The sequence below is a fragment of the Adlercreutzia equolifaciens DSM 19450 genome, from assembly GCF_000478885.1.
Classification (GTDB): Bacteria; Actinomycetota; Coriobacteriia; order Coriobacteriales; family Eggerthellaceae; genus Adlercreutzia; species Adlercreutzia equolifaciens.
Genome location: NC_022567.1, coordinates 1,987,043 through 2,012,414, shown reverse-complemented (window position 1 = coordinate 2,012,414; position 25,372 = coordinate 1,987,043). Strand labels below are relative to the sequence as shown.

At 63.9% G+C, this 25,372-nt stretch carries 21 protein-coding genes and 1 pseudogene; 17 read left to right on the top strand and 5 right to left on the bottom strand.

Translation table 11 applies throughout. The features are described 5' to 3' along the window. The first annotated feature begins 120 nt into the window (after positions 1-120). The 8 genes and pseudogenes from rpmJ to AEQU_RS07945 all read left to right on the top strand — a co-directional run bounded on the left by rpmJ (position 121) and on the right by AEQU_RS07945 (position 5,071). Complete coding sequence (gene rpmJ, locus AEQU_RS07980) at positions 121-234, top strand: 50S ribosomal protein L36 (protein ID WP_016309305.1); 114 nt, start codon at positions 121-123, stop codon at positions 232-234. Between the two features lie 22 nt (positions 235-256). Then, positions 257-625, top strand: a complete 369-nt coding sequence (rpsM, locus tag AEQU_RS07975; RefSeq protein WP_022740416.1) for a 30S ribosomal protein S13 — start codon at positions 257-259, stop codon at positions 623-625. A 15-nt stretch (positions 626-640) separates the two neighbouring features. Further along, positions 641-1,039 (top strand): 30S ribosomal protein S11, encoded by a 399-nt coding sequence (gene rpsK, locus AEQU_RS07970; protein ID WP_022740415.1) that lies wholly within the window; start codon positions 641-643, stop codon positions 1,037-1,039. Between the two features lie 18 nt (positions 1,040-1,057). Then, positions 1,058-1,654: a 30S ribosomal protein S4 gene (rpsD, locus tag AEQU_RS07965; protein WP_022740414.1), complete on the top strand. Its 597-nt coding sequence runs from the start codon at positions 1,058-1,060 to the stop codon at positions 1,652-1,654. Positions 1,655-1,683: 29 nt separating this feature from the next. Then, positions 1,684-2,634, top strand: coding sequence for a DNA-directed RNA polymerase subunit alpha (locus AEQU_RS07960; RefSeq protein ID WP_022740413.1), 951 nt, complete (start codon positions 1,684-1,686; stop codon positions 2,632-2,634). A 13-nt stretch (positions 2,635-2,647) separates the two neighbouring features. Continuing rightward, positions 2,648-3,082: pseudogene (gene rplQ, locus AEQU_RS13145) on the top strand (50S ribosomal protein L17); the annotation flags it as partial. Positions 3,083-3,747: 665 nt separating this feature from the next. Beyond that, complete coding sequence (locus AEQU_RS07950; protein WP_022740411.1) at positions 3,748-3,972, top strand: hypothetical protein; 225 nt, start codon at positions 3,748-3,750, stop codon at positions 3,970-3,972. Positions 3,973-4,384: 412 nt separating this feature from the next. Further along, positions 4,385-5,071 carry an energy-coupling factor transporter transmembrane component T family protein gene (locus AEQU_RS07945; protein WP_158318406.1) on the top strand — a complete coding sequence of 229 codons (687 nt, stop codon included), beginning with the start codon at positions 4,385-4,387 and terminating at the stop codon, positions 5,069-5,071. On the opposite strand, the gene AEQU_RS07940 is transcribed toward AEQU_RS07945, so the two are convergent. Continuing rightward, on the bottom strand, positions 5,068-6,054 hold the full coding sequence (locus AEQU_RS07940) for a DMT family transporter (protein WP_022740408.1): 987 nt from the start codon (positions 6,052-6,054) through the stop codon (positions 5,068-5,070). The two genes, AEQU_RS07945 and AEQU_RS07940, sit on opposite strands and share 4 nt — an antisense overlap. Positions 6,055-6,203: 149 nt before the next feature. Between AEQU_RS07940 and AEQU_RS07935 the strand changes: the two genes are divergently transcribed. The 3 genes from AEQU_RS07935 (at position 6,204) to AEQU_RS07925 (ending at position 11,096) form a co-directional block, all read left to right on the top strand. Beyond that, entirely contained in the window at positions 6,204-8,129 is a 1,926-nt protein-coding gene (locus AEQU_RS07935) for an oleate hydratase (RefSeq protein WP_022740407.1), read from the top strand. Positions 8,130-8,267: 138 nt separating this feature from the next. After that, positions 8,268-9,560, top strand: coding sequence for a phosphopyruvate hydratase (eno, locus tag AEQU_RS07930; protein ID WP_022740406.1), 1,293 nt, complete (start codon positions 8,268-8,270; stop codon positions 9,558-9,560). Positions 9,561-10,160: 600 nt separating this feature from the next. After that, on the top strand, positions 10,161-11,096 hold the full coding sequence (locus tag AEQU_RS07925; protein ID WP_022740405.1) for a LysR family transcriptional regulator: 936 nt from the start codon (positions 10,161-10,163) through the stop codon (positions 11,094-11,096). A 141-nt stretch (positions 11,097-11,237) separates the two neighbouring features. Here AEQU_RS07925 and AEQU_RS07920 read toward each other — a convergent pair whose 3' ends face one another. Both AEQU_RS07920 and AEQU_RS07915 read right to left on the bottom strand, forming a co-directional pair. Next, positions 11,238-13,058, bottom strand: a complete 1,821-nt coding sequence (locus AEQU_RS07920; protein WP_022740404.1) for an FAD-dependent oxidoreductase — start codon at positions 13,056-13,058, stop codon at positions 11,238-11,240. 177 nt (positions 13,059-13,235) lie between these two features. After that, positions 13,236-14,357, bottom strand: a complete 1,122-nt coding sequence (locus tag AEQU_RS07915; protein ID WP_022740403.1) for a putative NPN-dependent ornithine cyclodeaminase — start codon at positions 14,355-14,357, stop codon at positions 13,236-13,238. 186 nt (positions 14,358-14,543) lie between these two features. On the opposite strand from AEQU_RS07915, the gene AEQU_RS07910 reads away from it, so the two are divergent. The 5 genes from AEQU_RS07910 (at position 14,544) to AEQU_RS07890 (ending at position 21,078) form a co-directional block, all read left to right on the top strand. Further along, a complete protein-coding gene (locus tag AEQU_RS07910; protein ID WP_022740402.1) occupies positions 14,544-16,340 on the top strand; it encodes an ABC transporter ATP-binding protein in 1,797 nt (598 codons plus the stop codon). Positions 16,341-16,788: 448 nt separating this feature from the next. Next, positions 16,789-18,042 (top strand): molybdopterin molybdotransferase MoeA, encoded by a 1,254-nt coding sequence (locus AEQU_RS07905; RefSeq protein ID WP_022740401.1) that lies wholly within the window; start codon positions 16,789-16,791, stop codon positions 18,040-18,042. Between the two features lie 8 nt (positions 18,043-18,050). Then, positions 18,051-18,584 (top strand): MogA/MoaB family molybdenum cofactor biosynthesis protein, encoded by a 534-nt coding sequence (locus AEQU_RS07900; RefSeq protein ID WP_022740400.1) that lies wholly within the window; start codon positions 18,051-18,053, stop codon positions 18,582-18,584. A gap of 225 nt (positions 18,585-18,809) precedes the next feature. Beyond that, complete coding sequence (alr, locus tag AEQU_RS07895; RefSeq protein ID WP_022740399.1) at positions 18,810-20,288, top strand: alanine racemase; 1,479 nt, start codon at positions 18,810-18,812, stop codon at positions 20,286-20,288. A gap of 223 nt (positions 20,289-20,511) precedes the next feature. Beyond that, positions 20,512-21,078 (top strand): uracil-DNA glycosylase, encoded by a 567-nt coding sequence (locus AEQU_RS07890; RefSeq protein WP_041714628.1) that lies wholly within the window; start codon positions 20,512-20,514, stop codon positions 21,076-21,078. Here the strand turns inward: AEQU_RS07890 and AEQU_RS07885 are convergent. Then, a complete protein-coding gene (locus tag AEQU_RS07885; RefSeq protein ID WP_022740397.1) occupies positions 21,075-21,998 on the bottom strand; it encodes a magnesium transporter CorA family protein in 924 nt (307 codons plus the stop codon). The two genes, AEQU_RS07890 and AEQU_RS07885, sit on opposite strands and share 4 nt — an antisense overlap. A gap of 125 nt (positions 21,999-22,123) precedes the next feature. On the opposite strand from AEQU_RS07885, the gene AEQU_RS07880 reads away from it, so the two are divergent. Continuing rightward, positions 22,124-23,437 (top strand): bifunctional folylpolyglutamate synthase/dihydrofolate synthase, encoded by a 1,314-nt coding sequence (locus AEQU_RS07880; RefSeq protein WP_022740396.1) that lies wholly within the window; start codon positions 22,124-22,126, stop codon positions 23,435-23,437. Between the two features lie 99 nt (positions 23,438-23,536). On the opposite strand, the gene nhaA is transcribed toward AEQU_RS07880, so the two are convergent. Then, positions 23,537-25,138, bottom strand: a complete 1,602-nt coding sequence (gene nhaA, locus AEQU_RS07875) for a Na+/H+ antiporter NhaA (protein ID WP_022740395.1) — start codon at positions 25,136-25,138, stop codon at positions 23,537-23,539. Positions 25,139-25,372: the final 234 nt, after the last annotated feature.

Genomic DNA, 25,372 nt, shown 5'->3' with positions numbered 1-25,372 from the left:
CCCGGTAGGGCGCCCCCGCGCGAAGACCCGGATCCTTCGCGCGCGGTCACAGCTGAGAAAACACTCGCCAGCGGCTGGGCGTGCACGTATAGAACGATCCGCATACCGAAAGGAAACGACATGAAGGTACGTCCCTCGGTCAAGAAGATGTGCGACAAGTGCAAGATCATCCGACGCCATGGCAAGATCCTCGTCATCTGCGAGAATCCGCGCCATAAGCAGCGTCAGGGCTAGGAAGAAAGGACTCTGAACAAACATGGCACGTCTCGTTGGTGTCGATCTTCCCCGCAATAAGCGCATTGAGATCGCCTTGACCTACATTTACGGCATTGGCCTCACTACGGCCAAAGAGATCATCGCCGCTACCGGCGTCGATCCCGACATTCGCGTGAAGGACCTTTCCGAGGAAGACCTCGCGAAGCTGCGCGACTACATCCAGCAGAACCTCAAGGTCGAAGGCGACCTGCATCGCGAGGTTTCTCAGAACGTGAAGCGCCTGATGGAGATCGGCTGCTATCGCGGTCTGCGTCATCGTCGCGGCCTGCCCGTTCGCGGCCAGCGCACGCACACGAATGCCCGTACCCGCAAGGGTCCGCGCAAGCAAATCGGCGGCAAGAAGAAGTAGTGAGGTAAGCAAACCGTGGCTAAGAAGCAAGTACGTACTACGCGCATCAAGCGCTCTGAGCGTAAGAACATTGCCGTGGGCGCCGCTCACATCAAGTCTACGTTCAACAACACCATTGTCTCCATCACCGATCCCCAGGGCAACGTGATCTCCTGGCAGTCCGCGGGCACCGTGGGCTTCAAGGGCTCTCGCAAGTCCACGCCGTTCGCCGCGCAAATGGCCGCCGAGGCCGCCGCGAAGACGGCCATGGAGCACGGGCTGAAGAAGGTTGCCGTCTACGTGAAGGGCCCGGGTTCCGGTCGCGAGACCGCCATCCGCTCCCTGCAGGCTGCCGGCCTCGAAGTGGCCAGCATCCAGGACTGCACCCCCATTCCGCACAACGGCTGCCGCCCCAAGAAGCGTCGCCGCGTGTAACTGAAAGGATCGTACATTATGGCAATCAACAGAACTCCGGTTCTCAAGCGCTGCCGTCAGCTGGGCATCGATCCTGTGGTGCTCGGTTACTCCAGCAAGAAGGAATCCATCCGCCAGCCCAAGCGTCGCCGCAAGGAGAGCGAGTACGCTATGCAGCTGCGCGAGAAGCAGAAGGCCAAGTTCATCTACGGCGTGCTCGAGAAGCAGTTCCGTGGGTACTTCAAGCGCGCCAAGTCCATGGAGGGTCAGACCGGTGAGAACCTGATGACCATCCTGGAGACCCGTCTCGACAACGTGGTCTTCCGTCTGGGCTTCGCCCGCACCCGCAAGGAAGCCCGCCAGATGGTGACTCACGGCCACATCTGCGTGAACGGCCGCCGCGTGGACATCCCGTCCTTCCGCGTGCGTCCCGGCGAGCTCGTCTCGGTGGCCCCCAAGGCCAAGGAGCTTCTCGTGGTGAAGAGCGCTCTGGTTTCCAACGAGCGCGTTCAGGTCCCGGCATGGCTGGAGATCGACATCGAGAAGCTGCAGGGCAGCGTGCTGTCCCTCCCGACGCGCGACCAGATTGATCTGGACATCAACGAGCAGCTCATCGTCGAACTGTACTCGAAATAATCGCGACTTTTTTAGGAGGCTACCCATACATGACAGAGTTCATGAGGCCTACCGTTACCACGGAGGAAGTCAACGACACCGTTGCCCGCTACATCGTCGAGCCGCTCGAGCGCGGCTATGGCAACACGCTGGGCAACTCCATGCGTCGCGTGCTGCTCTCCTCGCTGGACGGGGCTAAGGCCACCGCCATCCAGATCGAGGGCGTCCAGCACGAGTTCACTACCGCGGAAGGCGTCATCGAGGACATCGCCGACATCGTGCTGAACGTGAAGGGCCTGGTGTTCTCCCAGGTGTCCGACGAGGCCGACGAGGCGACCGCGCACGTGTTCGCCGAGGGCCCCTGCACGGTGACCGGCGCCGATCTGGAGGTGCCGGGCCAGTTCAACCTGGTGAACCCCGATCACGTCATCGCCACGGTTGCCGACGGCGGCCAGCTGGACATGACCATCCGCATCGGTGTCGGTCGCGGATACGTGTCCGCCGAGCGTAACAAGCGCACGGAGGATCCCATCGGCATCATCCATGTGGACTCGCTGTTCTCGCCGGTGCGCCGTTGCACGATGAACGTGACGGACACCCGCGTGGGCCAGCGCACCGACTACGACAAGCTGGTTCTGGAAGTTGAGACCGACGGCTCGCTTGCCCCCACGGAGGCAGTGTGCCGCGCGGCCAACATCATCAACCAGTACATGGGCGCGTTTTTGGCTTTGGCTTCCACCGGCGAGGAGGAAGAGGGCGAGGCTCCCTCCATCTTCGCGCCGGAGGGTCAGGAGTCCAACGCCGAGCTTGACAAGCAGATCGAGGATCTGGACCTTTCCGTCCGCTCCTACAACTGCCTGAAGCGCGCGGGCATCCATTCCGTGCGCCAGCTCGTCGAGTTCTCCGAGAACGACCTGCTCAACATTCGGAACTTTGGTGCGAAGTCCATCGAGGAAGTGAAGGACAAGCTCATTTCCATGGACCTCAATTTGAAGCTTTAGGAGACAAAGAGTTATGAGACACAACAAGAAGGGTCGCAAGCTCGGTACCGACTATAGCCACACTAAGGCTATGAAGCGCAGCTTGGTTTCCGCCCTGTTCCTGAACGACCGCATCAAGACGGTGGAGTCCCGTGCCAAGGAGATCCGCCCGCAGGTCGACAAGGTGATCACCTGGGCCAAGCGCGGCGATCTGCACTCCCGCCGTCTGGCCATCGCCTACCTGAACGACAAGGAGCTCGTCCGCGAGATCTTCGAGAAGGTCGCCCAGGGCATGTTCCAGGATCGTCCCGGCGGCTACACCCGCATCATGAAGCTCGGGCCCCGCAAGGGCGACAATGCCCCCATGGTCATCATGGAGCTCGTGACCGAGCCCTGCGTGCCCAAGGCCGAGCGCAAGGCCGCGGCCGAGAAGAAGGCCGCTGCCAAGAAGGCTGCCCCGAAGAAGGTCGCCAAGAAGGCCGACAAGTCCGAGGAGCTCGCCGAGGATCTGGGCTTTGAGGCCGACGGCACTGTCGAGCAGATCGAGGCTGTGGACGCCGCCGAGGCCGTTGCCGAGAACGGCGCCGAGATGACCGATGCCGAGAAGGTTGAGGCCGTCGAGGAGAAGAAGGCCGAAGAGGCCGAGGCGTTCCGCGAGACCGAGGAGACCGCCGGCGATTCTGCCGAGGCTGCCAAGGAGGAGGCCGAGAAGGCCGAGGCCGAGGCTGCCAAGGAGGCCGAGACCTCCGAGGTGGAGAAGGCCGAGGAAGAGAAGGCCGACGTCAAGAGCGAGTAATCGTTCGACTGGGAACTTCGGATGCGCCGCGCGCCCGCCAGCCGCAAACGCGGGGCGCGGAAGCATCGTTCTATACCGGAGAAGCCGCCTGAGGGCGGCTTCTCTGCGTTCTCTCCCCGTAGGGGGGCGACCTTGGTCGCCCCTTGCCGCAAGCACGGTATGACTCGCGACGCGGCTCTGTGACGGCAAAGCAACGCGCGTCCAACCAGTGAATTACTATCGGCTCGCTCAAGTTTAGGTTGCTGCGCAGGCCCATAGAATACTCCTTGCAAGGGCAACCGATCTTGCTCCTGCAGTGTAAGTACACGGGTATCGCACCGATTGAAAGGAGCCGGATCATGGCTGACAAGGATACGCTGATGGAGGAGTTCGTTGCGACCGAGGCCGCCAAGAACGAAGATGCTGCCAAGGATCTGGAGCGCGTCGAGCAGGAGATCGTGGCCGAGGCCACCATGTCCACCGAGTACGATGACGCGCTGGGCAACGAGCAGGCTGCCGCCGAGGATGCGGAGACTGCCTTCGAGTTCGAGCAGGCCGAGATTGCGGCCGAGCAATCGCTCTAAAACTCGCATGCGAGCCGTGCGGCTCGCCAATTTGAGGCCGGTTCGCTAACTCGCCGGCTTCGCGATGACTCCACCAAGCCTGGGCTCTTCCTTAACAGGAGCCCGCGGGATGGCTTGACGGAATTGAAAGAAGGCGCCCCTTGAGCATGGGGGCGCCTTCTTTTGCGTCCGTGCACAAAACACGAGTGCTTACGGGAGTCTGGCCGATAGGGAAGGGGCGGTATGCTTGACGGTGGAAGCTCTGTGGGATACTGGCGACATGGAAAAAGCCCCGACATATTCTGCCGCATCCGAGAAAGGGGATGCATGTGCTGCTCGCGCTGGCGCTGCGGAACACGCAGGCGGTGCGAGATGCAGCGGCGGCGAAGCTCGGCGTGCTGCGCGTATCGGTGCGAAAGGGATGCTGCGCGCCGTGGACGCCCGCGCGAAGATCGGGCTGCTCGTGGCCTATTCTGTGGCGCTTTTCTGCACGGGAAACCTCTTGGGCCTGGGCGTGGCGACTGCGCTGTTGGCGGCGGTGGCGTTCGTCGGGGGCGTCCCCGTCGCACGTCTGCTGCGCGAAGGAGCCTTCGCCTATCCCATTGTCGGCTTCCTGCTCGTCTACAACGTTGCAGCCTCTGGATGGCTTGCGGGAATCGCGGTCGCCCTCCGGCTGCTTCTGCTGGTATGGGCGAGTCTTTTGCTCATGGCGCTTTCCACGCCCGCAGAGCTTTCCGAGGGGCTGCGCCGCCTGTTCTCCCCTTTGGGTCGCTTGGGCCTGCCCGTACGCGACTTCGCGACGTCGCTTTCCATCGCTCTGCGGTTCATGCCGCTGCTTTCCGAGGAGCTGAGAGCCGTGAGAGCCGCCCAGGCCTCGCGGGGAGCTGCCTTCGAGGACGCAGGGCTCGTGCGACGCCTGCGGGCCTACGGGGGGCTTATGGTGCCGGTGCTCGTAGGGCTCTTTCGCCGGGCCGATCGTCTGGCCGCAGCTATGGAGGCGCGATGCTACGGGGCCTCGGGAGAGCCGACCTCGCTTGTCGAGCGCCGTTTCTCCGCCGGCGACGGAGCGGTTCTTCTCGTCGGCGTTGCCGCCTGTGTCGCTTTCGCGCTCGTTCCCTAGGGGTTCGCAACGGGCTCGGCGTCGTCCTCGTTGGCTATCGGGACGTTGCGCGATCCCAGGATGCCGAGCGGTTCGTTCGTCTCCGGTCGCTTCTCGCGCTTTGCCCGTGCCGGCGCCAGCTCGCTTATCAGAATGGCCGCGAAGATGAGGACGAAGCCCGCGGCCATGCGCCCCGTGATCACCTCGCCGTAGAACAGTACGCTGGCCAGCACGCCGAACACCGATTCCAGCGACAGCAGAAGCGAGCCTTGGGCTGGCGACACATGGGCGAGCCCCACATTCTGGAAGAGATAGCACAGCCCCGAGGCAAACACCACGAGGTAGAACAGATTGAAGGCGAACTCCGGCGTGAGAGCCGCCAGGTTCGGCGCCGGCTCGGTGAGTGCACCGACCACGAGCCCCATGAGGCCACCGAAGAGGAACTGGTACACGGTGAGGGCGAGTACGTTGAAGTGCTCGGAGTAGCGTGAGATAGCGATGATCTGCGCCGCGAAGAAAACGGCGCACAGAAGCGTCATGGCATCGCCGAACTCGAAGGAAAGGGAGCTGGTCGTGAGCGATACGAGCCCGATGCCGACGATGCACATCCCCGCCGCTCCCACGTTGGCGAGAGTGGGGCGCTTGCCGGCGACGGCCCACAGCATGAAGGGCACGATGACGCAGTAGGTGGCAGTGAGGAAAGCGTTCTTCCCCGGCGTGGTGTCGGCGAGTCCCACGGTTTGCACCCAGAAGGCGAGGAAGGTCACGGCGGCCAGCACTAGTCCCGCCTTAAGGCACGGCCCGTTCAGCGTGCCCGCCAGCGAGCGGCGGAACACGGCGGCCATGAGCAGCCCCGTCAGGAAGAAGCGCACGCCGATGAGCTGGGCCGGCGGCAGCACGTCGACGGCGTCCTTCATCACCACGAAGGCGAACCCCCAAATAATGGTGGCCGCCAACAGCATGAGCTTGTACACGAAGCCGGGGATATGTCTCTTCTCAGTCACAGCCTGCCATTATAGTTCGGCCTTTCGCGTTTCGCCAGGTTACTGCCAGCCAACGGGGGCGCAACGGAATCCTGTTGACGGGCGTGGGTGTGCACGGTGGCCGCATGATGGTGGGTAAGCGTTAAACCCGACCAGAGAGGACGTGCGCTATGTACTATTCCAGCGGCAACTACGAGGCCTTCGCTCATCCGCTTCCGCCCGAGGGCGTGGAAAACAAGCAGGCCTACATTATCGGCAGCGGCCTGGCGGGACTCGCTGCGGCGTGCTTTCTTGTGCGCGACGGCCGAATGCCCGGCGAGAAGATCCACATTCTGGAGCGCGACCCGCGCGCCGGCGGCGGTTGCGATGGCTGGGAGTACCCGGGGCTCGGCTTCACCATGCGCGGCGGCCGCGAGATGGACAACCACTTCGAGGTGATGTGGGATCTGTTCCGCGACATCCCCTCCATCGAGGATCCGTCGGTTTCGGTGCTCGACTACTACTATTGGCTGAACAAGCGCGACCCCAACTACTCGCTGTGCCGCGCCACGGTGGATCGCGGCCGGGACGCCCATACCGACAACAAGTTCAACCTGTCCGACAAGGCCTGCATGGAAATCATGAACCTGTTCTTCACCCCGGAGGAGGAGCTGCAGGACAAGGTCATCACCGAGTACTTCTCCGATGAGGTGCTGAACTCGAACTTCTGGCTGTACTGGCGCACGATGTTCGCCTTTGAGAATTGGCACTCGGCGCTGGAGATGAAGCGCTACGTCACCCGCTTCGTGCACCATTTGGGCGGCCTGCCCGACTTCTCGGCCTTGCGCTTCACCCGGTACAACCAGTACGAGTCCATGATCCTGCCCATGGTGAACTACCTTGAGGCCCACGGCGTCGACTTCCAGTTCAACACCCACGTGACCGACGTGCGCTTCAGCTGCGACGACGCCAAAGACGACGACCGCAAGCTGGCCACGGAGATTCGTCTCGTGCGCGAGAACAACCCTGCGGCCATCGATGCCGCCGAGGGGCTGCCCGAAGATGGCAAGACGGCTCCCGCCGCCGATACGGGCCGCGAGGAGACCATTCCGCTCACGGAGAACGACCTCGTCTTCATCACCCCCGGCAGCCTGGTGGCCCATTCCTCTTTCGGCAGCCAGGACACCCCGGCCCGCTTCGCGCCCGAGCTCACCCCTGGCGATGGCTGGGATTTGTGGAAGAAGATCGCGGCCCAATCGCCGGAGTTCGGCCGTCCTGAGAAGTTCTGCGGCGACCCGGAGAAGAGCAACTGGGAAAGCGCCACGGTGACCACGCTGGATGAGAAGATCCTGCCCTACATCGAGGCCATCTGCAAGCGCGACCCGCTTTCCGGCGGCGTTGTCACGGGCGGCATCGTGTCGGTGAAGGACTCCAGCTGGCTGCTCTCCTGGACCATCAACCGCCAGCCGCAGTTCCGCGCCCAGCCCGAGGGGCAGGTGTGCGTGTGGCTCTACGGCCTGTTCACCGACGTGCCCGGCGACTACGTGAAGAAGCCCATGCGCGATTGCACCGGCAAGGAAATCTGCGAGGAGTGGCTGTACCACCTGGGCGTGCCCGAGGAGCAAATCGAGGAGCTGGCCGAGCATTCCGCGAACACGGTGCCCTGCATGATGCCCTACATCACGGCCTTCTTCATGCCCCGCGCCGATGGCGACCGTCCGCTCGTCGTGCCTGAGGGCGCCGTGAACTTCGCCTTCATTGGGCAGTTCGCCGAGACGCCGCGCGACACTATTTTCACCACCGAGTACTCCATGCGCACTGGCATGGAGGCGGTGTATACGCTGCTCGACATCGACCGCGGTGTGCCCGAGGTGTGGGGCAGCGTATTCGACCTGCGCGTGCTGCTGAACGCGACGGTGCTTCTGCGCGACGGCAAGCCGGCAACGGACATGAACATGAACGTGCTGGAGAAGCTGCTGCTGTCGCGCGGCCTGAAGGAGATCGAGCATACCGACATCTACGGTCTTCTGAAGGAGTTCGGCGTCATTCCGACCACCGACGAGAACCGCGATGTGCCCGTGCCCGCTACGGGTGCCGTGTGGCCGGGCATCCACTAGGTTCGGAAAACAGCGGCCCAGCCTGTTTTATGCGCCCCGTGCGGAATGAGTCCGCGCGGGGCGCTTGCGCGTGCGTCGTTCGTGCTATGATGGTGAACGCTGATTAGAAGCATCAACCAACCTTCAAGGAGGCACTACATGAGCGTCATCATCGATGTGTACGGGCGCGAGGTTCTCGATTCTCGCGGCAACCCCACCGTCGAAGTGGAAGTCGTGCTGGAAGACGGCGCCTTCGGCCGCGCGGCGGTTCCCTCGGGCGCTTCCACGGGCGCTTTCGAGGCCGTGGAGCTGCGCGACTGCGACAAGAGCCGTTATCTGGGCAAGGGCACGCTGGATGCCGTGGCCCATGTGAACAACGAGATCGCCGACGTGCTCATCGGCCTTGAGGCCGAGGATCAGCGCATGGTGGATGCCGCCATGATCGAGGCCGACGGCACGGAGAACAAGGGGGCCTTCGGCGCCAACGCCATCCTGGGCGCGTCTTTGGCCGTGGCCAAGGCCGCCGCGGAGGCTGCCGAGCTGCCGCTGTACAAGTACGTGGGCGGTGCGAACGCGCATCTTCTGCCGACGCCCATGATGAACATCCTGAACGGCGGTGTGCATGCCGACAACAACGTGGACTTCCAGGAGTTCATGATCATGCCCGTGGGCGCTCCCACCTTTGCCGAGGCCCTGCGCTGGTGCGCCGAGATCTACCACACCCTGAAGAAGGTGCTGCATGATGCGGGCCTTGGCGGCGGCGTGGGCGACGAGGGCGGATTCGCCCCCAACCTGAAGACCAACGAGGAGCCGCTGGCCTATATCGTGGAAGCTTGCGAGAAGGCCGGTTACAAGCCGGGTACCGACATCCTGTTCGCCATGGATCCGGCTTCCACGGAGTTCTACAACGCCGAGACCGGCAAGTACGTGCTGGCCGGCGAGGGCCGCGAGCTGACGAGCGACGAGATGGTGGACTACTGGGAGGCGCTCGTGAACAAGTACCCCATCGTCTCCATCGAGGACGGCATGGCCGAGGAGGACTGGGACGGTTGGAAGAAGCTGACCGACCGCATCGGCGACCGCGTGCAGCTGGTGGGCGACGACCTGTTCGTTACCAATTCCAAGCGCCTCGCCAAGGGCATCGAGCTGGGCTGCGCCAACGCCATTCTCATCAAGGTGAACCAGATCGGCTCGCTCACCGAGACGCTTGAGGCCATCGAGATGGCCAAGCAGGCCGGCTACGCCTGCGTCATGAGCCACCGCTCCGGCGAGACCGAGGACGTGACCATCGCCGATCTGTCCGTGGCCTGCAACACCGGCCAGATCAAGACCGGTGCTCCCTGCCGGTCCGACCGTGTGGCCAAGTACAACCAGCTCATCCGCATCGAGGAGCAGCTGGAGGGCCAGGCCCAGTACGCGGGCATGAAAGCCTTCTACAACATTAAGCGTTAGAGGGCCGAGCGGGGCTCGCATTCCACAAGGTTCGCCTTGGGAGGCGAGCGCACAAACGACCAAAGAAGGGCCGCTTCATATCGAGGCGGCCCTTCTTCTGTTTCGCGGCAGCCGGTTGGGATCGCTTTTGCCCGTTCTCGGTCGACGAACCCCTCTGTTTCTGCACGAAATCTCGTGTTATAAGCGTCCGGAATCTGCAACGGGACTCGCGGCTGAGAACGGCTTTTGGAAAACGCCTGGTCAGAGCATTGCGCTCAGGAGGCGCATTCCCGGCACCGGGTTGCGGGCATGCTCGAGACGCTGATAACTCAAGATCTCGTGCAAAAATCGGGTAGTTCGTTGACCGGGCTCTCTCCGGAACGACTTTTAAGGCTCAAACGTGCGCTAGCAGCGTCTTCGCCTCGCTACGCTATGCGAAGCGGGTGCCTTGCTGCGGATCGAGGAGCCCTGAAGCCTCAAAAGAGTGGTAGCAGAAAAGCCGTATTTGCGCAACATAGGTTGAGTCCGGCTCCAGCGGCTGCTGTCCTGCTGCGAGGAACTGATGGGGTATACTGGTTGCAGGTTGCGTTCCGCGATTCAGGGGTGGGGAAGGAGCTGTCCGTGGATACCGCATATCTGCGCGAGTACATAGAATTCTCGCGCTCTCTCAATTTCGCCCAAGCGGCTGCCGATTTATTTGTGTCGCCACCGACGTTGCGTGCCCATCTTCACGCGTTGGAAGAGGAAGTGGGGGCGCCTCTCACGGCCAAGCGCGCCGGTCAGCTGGAGTTATCGCCGGCTGGCCGTCTTTTCTTGAAGCGCGCCCGGGCCATCGTGAAGCTGGCAGAGGAGAGCGCAGAGGAATGTCGAGCGCTGGCGGAAGCTTCGTCGTCCATAATGGTGGGCACACTCGATTACGCTCCCTTCGAGGAATTGCTGACGCGCGCGCTGCACGCTTTCCGGCAGGAGCACCCTGGTCGGTGCCTCGAGATGCTTATGGCGTCGGGCGCTTACGCGAATATGGAAGCAGTGGCGAGTGGCAAGGCGGATCTTTCCATCTTTGTTCGGGTGAGGCGGCGAGACGGCGGGAAAGGGGTGGTGCCCGATGGGCTGCCTGCCGGAGTGGGAGCCTTCCTTTTCGGTGAGGGGGAATGCCACTTTTGGATGAACCGTTCCTGCCCCCTGTTCGAACGCGATCATGTGACGGCAGCCGACTTGGACGGCTTCACGATGCTCCTTGGGAATTCCGCAAATATGGAACGTGCGGGCCGTGTGCTTGTTGAGTGGTTTGCGGGGGCCGGGGTAGCTGTGGAACCCGACAACCAGCCTTGCTCGAACTACCTTGATCTGTACCTATCGGCAGCGGGCGAGACGTTCGGCATTGCGCTTGGGGGAGTGCACTCGGGTCTGCGGGCGAGCTCTGATATCAAGATATTCGCGGTCGACGATTTTACGGTGCCCTGCGACCTCTACGTGATCTACAACGAGGAGCGCATTGGGGAGAACGGGCAGCTGTTCGTCGACTGCCTGAAGGAGAGCATTTCTTCGTTGGAATAATGTCTTCTGGGGGGTGATGATGCCTCGGCTGGTGCCAGGGTGCGCTGGCGCCTCCGTTGGCGGCGCAACATGACGGCGCCCCGTCGGTTGGACGGGGCGCCAGGGGAGGGCTAATGATAGGTTGTGGCGAAAGACGGCTGACTAGATCTCGCCGATGATAGAGCCTGCGGCCATATACCCGCCGAGGAACGACAGTCCCACGTCGCCGTACAGGCCGTTGAAGGGCTTGCCGGCGAGGTTGTTCTCGCCGTTCGAGCCGCCGGCGGTGTGCCAGCCAGCGTAAAGCCCGGGAATAACGGCGCCTTCGGTATCGATGACCTGCATCTTGGGGTTGATGCGCAGTCCGCACTTGGTGGCGAACAGGTTGCCGCCGAGTTTCGCTCCGTAGTAGGGCGGCTCGCTGATGGGGATGAGCCACGAGGGGTCGTACTTGTAGGTGGGAACGGTGTCCTCTCCGGCCTCGCAGGCGGCGTTCCAGTCCTTAACAGCCTGCACGAGCACGCCTTCGCGCAATCCGAGGGCCTCTTCTAACTCCTCGATGGTATCGCATTCCTTGACGGCGCCGGCATCGACCATCATCTGGAAGGCATTGCGCCAATCGCGCTGCCATTCGGGAACGCGCTCGATGAGGGGGTCGTCATCTGGGACGACCTTTCCGACGCGGCAGACGGACTGCTTGAAGTAGTTCTCGTTGACGAGATCCTCGAACTTCGAATCGAAGCAGACGTAGGTGCGGCCGCCCGGCTGGCTCATTTCAACGGCGCCCTGATCGGTGAGAGCCGTCACGAGGGAATCGGGGCTCGTGTTGGCGAAGGGGTAGTTGGTGCCGGCCGTGCTGAGGTAAGGAACGCGCTGGCCCATGCGGTTAATGAGCAGCCACGGCTGGCGCACGGCCTGGTTGCCGTCCTTGTTAACATGGGCGTACATGGTCGTATCGAACTCGCCGTAGGGCTCCCATTCCACGCTGCCATCGAAGCATGCGACGGAATTGTAGCCCGACATGTCGGCACCGACTCCGAGACCCATGCGGATGCACGCGCCGTCGTTGTAGGGGGGAGTCGCCACGTTGACGATCCCTCGCAGGCACGTCGGCGTGTACTTCGCGAGCATGGCGCGGTTCATTTCGAAGCCGCCGGCGGTGAGCAGAACGCCATCGCGCGCCTTGAGGTAGCGCTCCTCTTTCTCGGGAGTGACGATCTTGACGCCCACCACAGAGCCGTTGTCGACGACGAGGGCGGTTGCCGTGGTGCTCGTGCGAATGTCTACGCCGTGCTCTTTGGCGGTCTCGGTCATCATCTCAAAGGGGAAGTAGTTGATCTCGATCGAGTTCTTTTTGGTGATCTGGCCCTCCCAGTAGAGACTCTTGCATCCAGCGGGGCCGGCGGACGCGGGGGCCCAGGGTACCTCGAGGACGTCGGCCATCCAGTCGATGCATTCGGGGCCCTTGACAGCCATGGCGTAGAGAAGCTCCGGATCGACGGTCATCTGCTGCATGTCGTTGACGTAGGTGACGACGGCGTTGGGGTCGTAGGGGAATACCGGTATGGCCCATTGCGCCTCGTTGGCAAGGCGATGGCCGCCAAAGTTGACGAACATGCCGCCATAAGAGGTGGTGCCGCCGGTTTTCTCGTTCTTTTCGAGCAGGATGACCTGCTTGCCGGCGTCGGCCAGTCGCACCGAGCCGGTGATGCCTCCACCGCCCGAGCCCACGACGACCACATCGACCTCTTCGTCCCAGGCGTCGGGGGGCGTCACGGGCTCAATGGGGGCTGCGGCCGCTTCGAAGGCTTCGCGCTCGGCATTGTCGCCGGAGCCTGTGGGGGCCAGCTCCGTGGATGGGGCGCAACCGGCCAGGGCGGCGCCGGCCGCCGTGGCCACCGTGGCGGCAGCGGCGGTCTTGAAGAAGCTGCGTCGACTGAGACAGGTAGGCTCGTCGACGGGGTCGTGGTGCTGCGTTTCCATAATTCCCTCCTTGATAATAGGTCTCGCCCTTTTGGGCACCTCCATTCTATGAGCCTCGCAGTGAGCGAAAGAGAAGGGAAAGCAGCGCCTGGGGCAGGTCTTCTGCCGAGGCGGAAAGAAAAACGGCGGCGCGCGCGGATTTTCTTTCCTAGGGGAGGATCGATGTTGCGCAACCTTTTAACCCAAAAGCCCCAAGCCCTTGGCGATGTTGGCGATGAAGTCCTGGACGTTGGTGACGATGCCGCGGCTGGCGAGGCTGCCGCGATCCACCAGCTTGTTCACGGCGAATTCGGCGATGTCAACGCAGTAGAAGTACACGGGGCGTATGGTGCCATCGGCCAGCACGCGGTAGGAAGGGGTCATGTTCCCCGTGGCGATGGTGTGCAGCATGGTGGCCATGCAAATGACCGTGGTGGCGCTGCGGATGTGGTCGCGCATGGCGTCCTGCGCCTCGTAGGCGTTGCCGTACACGCCGGGCAAGGGGCCGTCGTCGCGGATGGATCCGGCCAACACGTAGGGCACGCCGTTGCGCACGAGCGCGTTCATGATGCCGTCGCGCACGCCCTCTTCTTCGATGAACCGCTCGATGGATCCCCAGTAACGCACGCGGTTGATGGTGTCCAGGTGGTGGTAGTGGCCGTTGGGGCGGTTCTCCTGGGTGTCGATGTCCTGGCCGAGGGACGTGTGGAAGTAGGCGCCTTCCAAATCATGGGTCGCCAGGGCGTTGCCGGCGAAGACCGCATCGGCATAGCCGGCGTCGATGATCTTCGCGAAGGCGTCGCGCGAGAATCCGTTGAAGGTGAAGGCCGGCCCCATGACCCATACGATGGAACCGTGGTCGCGGTCGTGGCGCAGAAGCTCGTAGAGCTCGTCATAGTCCCGCGAGAACGCGGTCTCGCGGGAGCGGCCCAGGCGGAAGGCGAAGTTGTCGTGGCCGCCCGGATGCGGGGCGCCGTCCTCGGCCGTCGCCAGCCCGCGGAAGCCGTCGGTGTAGACGAGAATGCCCTCCTCACCGTTTTCGGTGCGCCCGCAGGCGATGAGGTCTCCAGCGCGGATGTGACGGAACTCGCGCACGAACACGTCGTCGCCTTCCACGACGGCCACGCAATCCATGCGGGAATCGCGGGCGAGCGTCCATTGGCCGCTGATCTTCAGATACTCCGGATAAATGGACATGGCGTGGTAGCCCTCCGGGGCCACGAAATCCTTCGGCGCGGGCACGAGCGTCACGTCGGGCGCGGCGACGAGATGGGGGAGCGTGAAGTCGGGCGGCGTGTAGGGCGTGGGCGTAAAGGGCATAGTCGCCTTCTTTCTCTGGTTGGCTGAGGCCATTGTAGCGCTTCGGCCGCTGGTTCCCAAGGAATGTGAAGTTGCGCATGCAAGAGATCTCATGCAGGGAGGACGGGGAGCGGTGATTCGTCGAAGGGTTGTGAAAGCGTGATGACTTCGGCATCGAAATTATTCCCAGAGGGCTAGAATGGGCCTATGGCTACTGCTATCGACACATCCAAGGAAACACACGCCGACGTCGCCGCCGCCGAGGTGCTGCGGCGGTTCGTTGGCTACTACAAGCCCTACAAGGCGCTCTTCTTCGCCGATCTCGTGGCCGCCTGCATTTTGGCTGGGGTTGATCTGGCCTTTCCGCAGCTGCTGAACTTCTTCACCCGCGAGTTCTTCACCGAGTCGCCCTCGGTCATCTTGGGTAGCCTCGGGCTCATCGCGCTGCTCTTCATCGCGCTGTACGCCGCGCGCACGGGCTGCCAGTGGTTCATCACCTACTGGGGCCACGTCATGGGCGCGCGCATGGAGGCCGACATGCGGCGCGATCTGTTCGAGCAGTACCAGCGCCTCTCCTTTGGCTACTACGACCGCCACAACACCGGCGTCATGATGTCGAAGATCACCACCGATCTGTTCGACATATCGGAGCTCGCACACCACGGGCCGGAGAACCTGTTCATCTGCACGCTCAAGATCGTCGGCTCCTTCGTGCTGCTGTTCATGATCAACGGGCCGCTCACCGCCATTATGCTCGTCGTCACCATCGTCATGGCAGCGCTGTCCTTCGCGCTGAACTATTGGCGCCGCCGCATATTCCGCGAGAACCGCGAGCGCATGGCCGGCATCAACGCCGCGGTGCAGGATTCCCTCGGCGGTATCCGCGTCGTGAAGTCCTTCGGCGGCGAGGACGCCGAGCGCGAGAAGTTCCGCGCGGCCAACGAGGCGTTCCTCGACACGAAGAACCGCTCCTACAAGTTCATGGGCGCCTTCCACGGGCTGAACTCGCTGTTCACGGGGCTTCTGTACACCATCGTCGTGGTGGGCGGCGGCTACTTCGTGGCCGCCGGAACGCTCGCCGTGACCGATTTGGCCATCTACGCCCTGTACGTGGGCATCTTCATGGCACCGGTAGAGCAGCTCATCAACTTCACCGAGACTCTGCAGAAGGGCTACGCGGGCTTCCGCCGCTTCATCGAGGTGTTGGCCGAGCGGCCCGACGTGGCCACCAAGCCCGGCGCGCCCACCTTGGCCGAGGCCTGCGGCGGCGAGGTGCGCGGCGCTGTGGATTACCGCGACGTGACGTTCTCTTACGATGGCACCCACCCGGTGCTCGACGGGCTCACGCTTTCCATCCCCGCCGGCACCTCGGTGGCGCTCGTGGGGCCCTCGGGCGGCGGCAAGACCACCACCTGCTCGCTTCTGCCCCGCTTCTACGACGTGGCCGGCGGCGCGGTGACCATCGACGGCGTGGACGTGCGCGACGTGTCGTTGGTAAGCCTGCGCGAGGCCATCGGCATCGTGCAACAGGACGTGTACTTGTTCGGCGGCACGGTGGGGGAGAACATCGCCTACGGCCGCCCCGGCGCCACCCAGGCCGAAATCGAGGAAGCGGCGCGCAAGGCCAACATCCACGAGTTCATCTGCTCGTTGCCCGACGGCTACGACACGCTCGTGGGCGAGCGCGGCGCGCGGCTGTCCGGCGGTCAGAAGCAGCGCATCTCCATCGCGCGCGTGTTCCTGCGCGACCCGCGCATCCTCATTTTGGACGAGGCCACGAGCGCGCTCGACAACGAGAGCGAGCGCGCCATCCAGGCGTCGCTGGCTGAGCTCTCCCGCGGGCGCACCACCATCACCATCGCGCACCGCCTGTCCACCATTCGCAACGCGAGCCTCATCGCCGTGATGGAGGACGGCCGCGTGCTTGAGCAGGGAACCCACGACGAGCTGCTGGCCCGCGACGGCGTCTACGCCCGCTACTACCGTATGCAGTTCGGCGATTAGAACGGGAGCCGAGATTCGCTTGAGGACGCGTTCGCCTTTCTAGAAAACAAAATCATCGGTTTCGTGCAGGAAAAAGTGCGATCGTGCGAGTTCTGGGGGATCAAATACTCGCACGATCGCACTTTACTCTGCACGAAGAAGATCTTCGGGGGTTTTCGACTCGCACAATCGCACTTTTTTCTGCACGAAGGGGGTATGAGACGGTTTTGCGGGATGCTAGCTTCTTGAGGGCGGAAGATGCCGAAGCTCGGTTGGCTTGTCGCAGACACGGAAGGGGCGACCGTCGCGTGCCCGGCTTGGATCGAAGGTGAAAACGTCGCTCTTTTTAGTCGCGGTTATCCTGCAATAGTTATAATGATTCCCAGTGAAATGACGACGGTTGGATTCCGCGGCCGCGGCATTGCTGCAGCGCGGTGGTGTGGTGGCGTGGAAGGGAAGGACCGATCCTGTGAGAGAAATGATTCCGTTGGAAGAGGCCCGTGCGCTCGTGTGCGGGGCTGTGGAGAAGTTGCCCGTGGAAACGGTGGAGCTGCTGGACGCTGTCGGGCGTGTGGTGGCGGCCGACCAGACAAGCGACATCGACGTGTCGCCCTTCGCGCACTCGGCCATGGACGGCTTCGCCCTGCGCGCCGCCGAGATTGCCGATGCCGCCGAGGAGAGTCCCGCGATGCTGCGGGCCATCGCCGAAATCGGCGCCGGCGACGTGTTCGAGGGAACCATCGGGGAAGGCGAGTGCGTGCGCATCATGACCGGCGCCTGCCTGCCTGCCGACGCCGATGCCGTGGTGAAGTACGAGATCGTGGGCGTGGTGGAAGGCGACGGCAAACCCGGCTCGGTGGTGTCGTTCTCGGCCCCGACGAAAGTGGGCTCCAACATTCGCGCCGCCGGCGAGGAAGCCCATGCGGGGGATGTGGTCGTGGAGGCGGGCGATGTGCTCACCGCCGCCGGCGTCGGCTTTCTGGCCGGTTGCGGCGTGCTGGAGGTGCCCGTCTACCGCCGACCGCGCGTGGCCGTCATTGCCACGGGCAGCGAGCTCGTGCCGCCCTCCGAGGTGCCCGGCCCCGGTAAGATCCGCAACTCCAACAGCTACGCCATGGCCGCCTGCGCCCGGGAGGCCGGCGCCGAGGCCCATATGCTCCCCATCGTCCAGGACACCTTCGAGGCCCTGCGCGACGCCGTGGCGCAAGCGGCCCGCGAGTACGACTTCGTCGTCACCACGGGCGGCGCCGCCAACGGCGACTTCGACTTCATCAAGCCGGTGGTGGCCGAGCTCGGCGAGCTTCTGATGACCACGGTGAACATGCGTCCCGGCAAGGCCCAGACCTTCGGCATCGTGGAGGGCACGCCCGTCTTCGGCCTGCCCGGCAACCCGGCGGCCGCCTACGTGGGCTTCCAAATGCTCATCCGCCCGGCGCTGCGCACCATGCAGGGCTACCGCTTCATGGATCATCCCGTCGTGAAGGCGCGCCTCACTGCCGACGAGAAGAACCGCGACCCGCGCCGCATCTACCTGCGGGCGAACCTGACGCGCACCGCCGAGGGCTATGAGGTGACGCCGGCCAAGAACCAGAGCTCGGGGCTGTTCGGCCCCATCCAGAAGACCAACTGTCTGGCCGTCATGCCCGAGGGCATCGAGCCTCAACCTGCGGGCTCCATCGTCGATTGCCTGCTGCTCGATATTCCGGAAGAAGTCGTTCTCTAGGAGAAGCCATGACCATCAAATTCGCCATCATCACGTGCTCCGATACCCGCACTTTGGAAACTGACGAGGCGGGGCAGAAGCTGGAGCAGCTCATTGCCGAGCAGGGTTGGGAGTGCGTCCGCCGCGTTGTGGAAATGGACGAGCGCCCGTTCATCGCCGGCGCGCTCATCGACGCCTGCGACAACACCGACGCCGACATCGTGCTCACCTGCGGTGGCTCGGGTCTCTCGCTGCGCGACGTGACCCCCGAGGCCACCCGCGACGTGGCCGACCGCGAGGTGCCCGGCATCGCTGAGGCCATGCGCGCCCACAGTGTCGCCATCACGCCCTTCGCCATGCTCTCGCGCGCCATCTGCGCCCAGCGCGGGCACACGCTCATCATCAACCTGCCCGGCTCCACTAAGGCGGCCACCGAGAACTGGGAAGGTATCGTGGAGGCGCTGCCCCATGCCGTGAAGATGATGGCCGGCGAGGGCCATAGCACGCAGAAGGATCTCTCGGAGAAACTCGCCGCCGCCGCGGCCCGGGGCGAACTCGGGTAAGGCAGCGGGTACGCAAGGGCCTTTGGCTTCGAAGTCGCGATGGAGGGTTGGCTGCGGATGCGCTTGCCGTATGGCTTTCTGGGACTGGGTTCTCGCGGTCGGAAGTCTTTGCCCCATGCCAAAAGAGCGCGTTCCCGTGCGTCGGGTCTGCGCTATACTTCATGAGGAACGTGTTCTAGATGCGGCCGCGCTCGATAGGGCGCGGCTGTTTGAGGCGGTAGCACTATGACTGATCTTCCCAATGGGTTCACGGGGTTTTCGCACCGCGACCCGAACTTCGTGTCCGCGGGCGACGCCCTGCGCGGCTCGCGGTACGACGACACGCCGTTCGCGGCGCGCAAGCAGGCCCAGGCCCGCAATCTGGCCGAGGCTTGGTCGCCGGCCGGCGCCGAGCGCGCCGGCGCGAATATCGCTGCCGAGGGCGGCTTAGATGTGGCAGCTCGCGGGGCCGGAGCACGCCCCCTGTCCCAGCTGTCCTCGGCGGCCAGCGACGTGCTGCGCTTCGCCGAGCAGGGCACGGCGGCTGCCGGCGCTCCGCGCTTCGATCCGGACAAGCTCGCCCGCATTCCCGAGGTGGATCGGCGCTGGGCCTGGGTGGAGATCGACCTGAACGCCATCCGTCACAACGCCTCGGCCGTGAAGCAGCGCCTGAATCCGGGTACCCGGCTCATGGCCGTGGTGAAGGCCGACGGCTACGGCCACGGCGCCGTGCAGTGCGCCAAAACGGCGCTGAACTCCGGGGCCGAGTACTTGGGCGTGGCCACGGTGGACGAGGCCATCGCCCTGCGCGAGGCCTACGTGAACGCCCCTATCCTCATTCTGGGCGAGCCCCCGGCTACGGCCATCCCGCTGCTTCTGGCCTACAAGATCATGCCGGCGGTCTACACCGCCGAGTTCGCCATCCGCTACGCCGAGGCCGCCGACGCCTTCGGGGTGTCCGCGCCCTTCCATCTGAAGGTGAACACGGGCATGAACCGCATCGGCGTGCGTTGGGACGAGGTCGTGGAATTCGCGCGACAGATATCGTTCCATCGGGCGCTCGATCTGGTGGGCACCTTCACCCACTTCGCCACGGCCGACTGCCCCGGCACCATCGACTTCGAGCGTCAGGTCAAGCGCTTCTCGGAAGCCGTGAACGCCCTGCGCGCGGCCGGCATCAACCCGGGCATCGTGCACGCGGCGAACTCCGCGGCCGCCATCCGCTACCCAGAGGTGCAGCTGGACATGGTGCGCCTCGGCATTTCGCTGTACGGATTCTACCCGTGCCCCGAGGCCTACCCGATGATCGATCTGAAGCCGGCCATGAGCGTGAAGGCCCGCATCACCGATGTGAAGACGCTGCCGGTGGGCGAGGGCGTCAGCTACGGCCTGAACTACCGCAGCCCCGGCGCCGTGAAAATCTGCACCATGCCCATCGGCTACGCCGACGGCTTCCGCCGGGGCCTTTCCGGTCGTATCGACGTGCTGCTGGCCGGCCGCCGCTTCCACCAGGTGGGCAACATCTGCATGGACCAGTCCATGTTCGAAGTGAACCTGCGCCAGCGCAACGACATCGATCCGCAGATCGGCGACGAGGTGATCATCGTAGGGGAGCAGGGCGAGGCCTCGGTCACCATCGACCAGATGGCTGAGACCTTGGGCACCATCCAGCACGAGGTGGCCATCGGCTTCGGCTGCTCTCGCTTGCCGAGGCTGTACGTATAGAAGGCGATGCGCAGCGAGTACCAAGTCTGTGCAGCAGGTTGAAAAAACAGCAATGCGCAGCGAGCGCCGGGAGGGGGTGCCGCGCGCAGTTCATTCTATGGCATACGAAAATGCCGCGACTCTCGGCGGGAAATGCCATAGAATGCTGTTTGAGCACGGCACCCCCTCCCGGCGCTCGCCCGAGGTGAGTCCCAAAAAGGAATTCAAGAAAGAAGGACGCCCGATGGAGCACCCCCACATTCCGCTAGAAGACCTGCAAGCCCAAGTGGCCGCCTGCCGCCGCTGCCCCTTGTGCGATGGCCGCACGCAGACGGTGTTCGGCGTGGGCAATCCCGAGGCCCGGGTGCTCATCGTCGGCGAGGCCCCGGGCAAGAACGAGGATTTGCAGGGCGAGCCTTTCGTGGGCGCCGCCGGCAAGTACCTCAACGAACTTCTGGCCATCGCCGGGCTGTCCCGCGAGGACGTCTACATCGCCAACGTGCTGAAGTGCCGTCCCCCTTCCAACCGCGATCCGCGTCCCGAGGAAATTCAGGCCTGCACGCCGTTTCTGCGCGAGCAGACGCGCACCATCAACCCGGAGTACATCGTCACGCTGGGCAACTTCTCCACGAAGTTCATCCTGAAAACCGATGTGGGCATCACGCGCCTGCACGGCACGCTGCAGCGGGCGGGGCGCTTCAAGGTGTTCCCCATCTTCCACCCCGCGGCCGCGCTCTACGACAGCAAGAAGCGCGAGGCCTTGGAAAACGACTTCGCCACCTTAGGCGAGCTGCTGCGCGGCGAGGTTTAAAGCCATCTCTTCCGCTTGAAGAACAGCACCATCACCACGATCATGACCAGGGCCAGGGTGATGATCGTGGCCGCCATATAAGGCCAATCGAGTCCCGGCAGCACGGTGAGGTTCATGCCGAACCAGCCGGTGACGAGCGTGAGCGGCGCGAACATCACCGTGACGATGGTGAGAATCTGCATGGTGGAGTTCTGCTTCAAGTCGATCTGCGTCTGATGCAGCTCGTAAAGCTGCAGGCTGTACTCGCGCAGCATGTCGGCGCGGTCGGACAGGTGATTCGCGTGGGTGGTGATGTGCCCGAAGGTGCGGGCTTCCTCGCGGCTCATGACCTTGTTCTCGTTGTCGGCGATGAGGTCGGCCATGACGCCGATCTGCTGGTAGTAGGAGCCCATGCGCATGGCGGCGCGCCGGTAGCTCATGATGGTCTGCGACGAGATGTCGGCATGGTGGCCGATCATGGCGTCCTCGAGGCTTTCCATGGCGTCTTCCATGGAGGAGAACCAGCTGAAATCGTCGGCGATGAGCGTCTTCATGAAGGCGTACAGGGTATGCGAGGTGGTGGGCTTCGTGAGGATGCCCGTGGCGGCCACTTTGTCCAGGGTCTTCTGCGCGATGTCGCCGTCGTCGATGAGGATGAGGTGGTCGGCTTCCAGGTAGAACGACATGGTGTCCGGATCGCCCGTGGGGTCGGATTTGTCCGGCACCGAAAACGAGCCGATGATGTAGGAGGGGTACAGCTCGACGAAGTTGGCCGCCGCCAGCTCGAGCGCCGCCAGCTCTGCCCGCGCCTCCGGGGCGATATGCGTGAGCTGGCTGAACTCGTGGGAGGTGAGGATCTTGACCAGGGGCGGCTTGCAGCTTTCCTCATCGCAGGGCGTCGCCAGCGGATTCGGCCGGTTCAGGTCGTAAATGGCTGCCATGGCTCCTCCTCTCGTCGCGCGGCCTCTCGTGCCCGGAACCTAGTATAGAATGGAGCCGTGATATGCCCCATCGGTTACCGGGTTTGTAAGAAAACGGTAGCCGCGTCCTTGAAGGAGAACGTGCCGTGGAAGATGCGCGCCACTTCGATCCCGTTGCCTGGATAAACACCCCGCGATGGCAGGCCTCGCGCCTGGGGCTCTCGCGCATGGTGGATCTGCTGGAGCGCTTGGGGCGCCCCCAGGACGAGTTGCGCTTCATGCACGTGGCGGGTACCAACGGGAAGGGGTCGGTGTGCGCGTATGTGGCCTCGGTGCTGCAGGCGGCCGGCTACAAGGTGGGCCTGTTCACGAGTCCGTTCATCCTCTGCTTCGAGGAGCGCATCCGCGTGAACGGCGAGAACATCACGGGCGAGGAGCTCGCCCGGGCCGTGGCGGCGGTGCGCCCGGCGGCCGCGGCCGTGGAGGCGGCGTGCGGGGATCATCCTACGGAGTTCGAGCTCATGGCGGCGGTGGCCTTCGAGCATTTCCGCGCCGTGGGCTGCGATATCGTGGTGCTGGAAGTGGGGCTCGGGGGGCGGTTGGACGCCACCAACGTCATCGAGACTCCCAAGGCGAGCGTGATCTGCCGCATCGGGCTCGACCATACCGATTTGCTCGGGGATACCCTGGGCGCCGTCGCCGGCGAGAAGGCCGGCATCGTGAAGGCGGGAGCGCCCGTGGTGAGCTGGCCCCAGGAGAGCGAGGCCATGGCGGTCATCGAGGTCGTGGCCGCCGAGCGCGGTTGCGAGCTTTTCGTGCCCGACTTCGGCGACTTGTCCGTGGAGCCGCTCGCGGGAGCGGCCCTGCGCCGGTTCTCGTGGAAGGGGAGGGGGTTCGAGACGCGTCTCCTCGGCAGCTACCAGCCCTTCAACGCGGCGCTGGCCCTCACGGCGGTCGACGTGCTGCGCGGGCGCGGGTGGGCCATCTCCGACGAGGCCGCTTTCGCGGGCATCGCCTCCGCCCGTTGGCCCGGCCGTTTCGAAGTGGTGGATACCGCGCCGCTTACCGTTGTGGACGGTGGTCACAACCCCCAGGGGGCCGAGGCCCTGGCCGCCTCGCTCGCCGATCTTCTGGGGGAGGAGGGACGCGCCTCGGTCGATTTTGCTTTGGGCGTGCTGGCCGACAAGGACTACCCGGCCATGGTGCGCGCCGTGGCGCCGTGGGCCCGCAGCTTCTCGGTGTACGCCCCGAAAAGCCCTCGCGCCCTGGCGGTCGACGAGCTGGCGGCTTGCGTGCGCGAGATTATGGTGGAAGAGGGCCGGGCCGATGACGTGCCCGTGCGCACGTGCGGCGCTCCCGCCGATGCCCTGCGCGCAGCCCGCGCCGCCGCCGGCCCGGAAGGCTGCGTCGTCGCCTTCGGCACCCTTTACGCCATCGCCGATCTCATGGGCGCGTTGTAGCGAGCTTGCTGTTTGCGAAAACGACTTGATGCATGAAAAAGGGCGCCCCCGAAAGAGCGCCCTCCGAAAGTACGAAAAGCCCGCGGACCGACGCGTCCCCTAGGGCCGCGTACCGGTGACGTCCTCGGCTTCCTCGGCCTCGGCCTCGTCGCGGATCTCGTGCACGACGAACTCCGCCACGCCGCCCTCGGCTTCCAGCACCTCGCGCACATCGTCGACCAGATCCTCGTCGCCGCAGCCGAGAACCACGTCGTCGGCCATGTCGGCGGCCTCTTCCCCGGCCGTTTGGCGCACCACCTCATCCAGCGAGGCGGACACGTACGAGATGCCCTGGCGCTCGGCCGCCTTCGCCTGCATGAACAGGAAGAGGAAGCCGATCACGCCGGCCAGAAGCGAGGCCGACAGAATGCCGATCTTCGCATCGGCGATGAGCACGGCCTCGGGGAAGGCGAGGTTCGCCACGAAGATGGCCATGGTGAAGCCCACGCCGCCCAGGATGCCGGCACCCAGCATATGGATCCAGTTAACATGATCGGGCAGGTTGGCGATCTTCAGCTTCACCGTCAAGAAGCTGAAGAGCAGGATGCCGATGGGCTTGCCCAGAAGCAATCCGAAGAACACGCCGAAGAACACCGGGCTCGAGACCATGGCGAGAACATCGCCGCCAAGGAAGCTCACATCGGCGTTGGTCAGCGCGAACAGGGGCAGCACGGCAAAGTACACCCACGGGTACAGCATATGCTCCAAGCGCGTGGCCGGGGGTACCACCTGACGAGCAACACTGGAGAGCCGGGTGACGGTGAACATGTAATCCTTCTGAAGCGTCACCGGCTCGGTCTCCACATAGGCGGCGCGCGCCTCGCGAACCCGGTCGCCCGACCAGGTCATGAACTTCTGCAGATCGACGCGCGACCCCGTGGGGATCGTGAAGGCGAGCAGCACGCCGGCGATGGTGGAATGGACGCCGGACATGAACACCGCGAACCACAACAGGCAACCCACCAGCATGTAAGGCGTCAGGGCGTACACGTGCGCCCGGTTCATCAGTACGAGCACCACGAGAATGGCCGCAGCGATGGCAAGCCACATGAGCGAGGGACTCTGGCCGTAGAAGATGGCAATGACGAGAATGGCGATGATGTCGTCGGCCACGGCCAAGGTGGAGAGGAACACGCGCACGCCGTTGGGCACGCGGTTGCCGAGCAGCGCCATGATGCCCAAGGCGAAGGCGATATCGGTCGCCGTCGGCACGCCCCAGCCGTGGGAGGTCTCAGGGTTGGTGGCGTTGAAGATGGAGTAGATGACGATAGGGGCCAGAACGCCGCCGCAGGCCGCGATGATGGGCAGCGCCGCCTGGCGGATGTTCGTGAGCTCGCCGACGGTCATCTCGTATTTGATCTCTAACCCTACGAGCAGGAAGAACACCGCCATGAAGATGTCGTTGATGATATGGGCCAGCGACATCTCGCCGATAAAGCCGCCGACGCCCACCACTACATGGGTGTGCCAGAACTCCTCAAAGGGCTCGAAGAACGGCGAGTTCGCGATAACGAGGGCCACAATAGCCGCCGCCAGCATGATGGCCGCCGCCTTCGTGGACGAACTCGTAAATTGGATGACTTTCAACCAGCGACGCTGATGCCCCTGGACTTCATCAATGAAGATATGATGCGGATCGGGATTCTTCGCAGTGGGTTCCATGCCTTACATCCTCAATTTCTCTTACCGACTCAGCCGCCTGCGAGCAAGACGGCTTCACAGATATCCGTTAATTGTAACCGCTTTCCCTTTCGCTTCAGCGAAAATCCCTATCTGTAAAGTCCCCGTAGCAGCCTTTTTCACACGAAAACGAGAACCGTTCGACTTCAAAGGCGCTGCATTCCGAAAACAGTCCTCAGACGGCAATCGTTTTCTTGCAACCTCAAATTGCTCGGT